Below are 2526 nucleotides of genomic sequence, written 5' to 3' on the forward strand. Positions count from 1 at the left end.
AACAGCTGTTCATTCTTTAAGTGCTTATGAAACCGATGTCTTTATCTGCGGCTGTGTCGACCTTGCAGGGGATATCCGGCAGTTTGCCCTCAATGATACAGCCAAACCCCATACCCAAGTAATCCTGCCGTCTGAAGGGGCTGCCGCCATTGTTTTAAAACGGCTGGATCAAGCCATTGAAGACAATGACAGGATTTACGGTGTCATCACCGGTGTGGCAGGTGCAAGCGGTGGTCCTATTCCCGGTGAAACAAATTATGATTCAAAAATATCACAAACCCTTTATACTCAATCCCTTGAAAATGCCCTCAAAGATTCAAACACATCATTAAAAGATATCAGTCTTTATGAAACCTGTTCTACAGGGATAAAGGAAGACGATGCAACCGAGGCTAAGATATTAAACACGCTTTCTTTAAAAGATCCGGGTATTTCCCCCTGCCCTGTCTCATCAACCTCTTCTATCATTGGAAACACCAGGGGTGCATCCGCATTATTTTCCGTTATCAAGACAGCGCTTTACCTGAATGACAGGCAGATGCCTTTAAATAAAACAATATCAAAGGCCTGTGTCGCATCCATTACCCTGGATGGTGCCTGTTCCCATGTGATCCTTGAAAAAAACAGGCAGGAAAGTAAAAAAGACCCGTTATCTGCTCTTAAGACTCCATCAACAAAAGACCTGATCATTAAAATAAACCCACGGCAGATCTTAGAAGAAACACTTTTGAGAATCCAGGAACACCTTGTTGGTAATGAAATTTCAGATAATCAAGCCCAGCAAGTTAGCCCGATCCTTGATCCGGAGCTGATTGCCAGGGCCAGCCTTGCAACATCCAATGCCCATGAAAAATTCCTTGAATTTTCAACAGAAAACATGCAGGTTCTTGAAAAACAGTTTAAAACCCTGACACAGCTGGCCGGCAATGTCATGCAGGCCACAGGCGATCAGCCAGTTTCTATCCCGGGCTCTATCCCTGGCCCAAGCATGGAAGAACCTGCCGGGATTTCTAAAACCCCCTTCCTGGACAGGGAGCAATGCCTTGAGTATGCCATTGGAAAAGCAGGCAATGTGCTTGGGAAAAAATTTGAGATTATAGACACCTATCCTGTCAGGGTGAGACTGCCGGATGAACCGTTAATGCTGGTGGACAGGATCATGGAGATTCAAGGGAAAATGCTGTCCCTGAACTCGGGTAAAATTATTACTCAGCACGATGTCAGGCAGAATGCCTGGTATCTGGACGGCCCAAAGGCCCCTGTTTCCATCTCCATTGAAGCCGGCCAGGCAGATCTGTTTTTATGCGCATGGTTAGGCATTGACCATGCAGTCAAAGGAACCCGGAAATACAGGCTTTTAGATGCCAGGGTCACCTTTCACAGGACATTACCGGAAGCTTTTGAAACCATTGAGTATCATATTGAAATTGATCGGTTTTTAAAACAGGGAGATGTATACCTGTTCTTTTTTCATTATAAAGGCTATATTAACGGCCAGTTGCTGATATCTATGCAGGACGGATGCGCTGGTTTTTTTACGGAACAGGAGGTTGAGGATTCAGGCGGTATTATTCTTAAGATGGAAGACTTAAAACAGATAAGCCCTGATTTAAAATTTTCTCCCCTGGTTCCGGTTAAAAAAGAGCGTTTTTCCGATGAAAAACTTGAGGCTCTGCGGCAGGGAAATCTTGGGAAAGCCTTTGGAAAAGATTTTGAACATATACAGCTTGGAAAACATCAAAGACTTCCCGGCGGCAGGATGCACCTTATTGACAGGGTTCTTGAATTTGATCCCACAGGTGGCAGGTTTTGTCTTGGTTCCATTATTGCCGAGGCAGATATCCACCCGGATGACTGGTTTTTAAAGTGCCATTTTATTGATGACAGGGTCATGCCGGGGACCCTGATGTATGAATGCTGTGCCCATGCCTTAAGGGTCTTTACCCAGAGAATGGGTTGGGTAAGCGACCGGGATGATGTTTTTTATGATGTTGTTCCGGACAATGAGAGTGATTTAAAATGCCGGGGACCTGTGACCCCTGACACAAAAAAAGTCCGATATGAAATAGAAATCAAAAAAATGGGATATGCCATGGAACCTTATGTAATAGCTGATGCACACATGTTTTCCGATGAGTTAAGAATTGTCCTGTACAAAAATATGGGAATGAAAATTGTGGGCCTGACAAAGACTGAGCTTAAATCTTTTTGGAAAAAACAATGAAATATTCAAGAGTGTTTATAGAATCCTTTGGATATGAACTTGCCCCCAATATTGTAACGACAGAAGAGCTGGAAGAAAAACTGGCTCCTTTCTATGAAACAGTAGGGTTTGAACACGGGCAGCTTGAAGTCTTAACCGGTATAAAAGAGAGAAGATACTGGGATGAAGACCATACCCTTGCTGAACATGCAGCCGTTGCCGGACAAAGAGCCCTTGACGAAGCCAACATTTCCCCGGATCAGATTGGCGCCCTTGTCTATTGCGGAGTGGGCCAGGATGGATTTGAACCGGCCACATCCTGT

At 44.5% G+C, this 2526-nt stretch carries 2 pseudogenes; both read left to right on the top strand.

Annotated features, from left to right (window positions below):
• Positions 1-2224: pseudogene (locus K8S13_RS16130) on the top strand (beta-ketoacyl synthase); the annotation flags it as partial.
• Positions 2221-2526, top strand: a pseudogene (locus K8S13_RS16135) (3-oxoacyl-ACP synthase III); the annotation flags it as partial. The pseudogenes K8S13_RS16130 and K8S13_RS16135, both read left to right, overlap by 4 nt.

This window comes from Desulfobacula sp. (assembly GCF_021107415.1).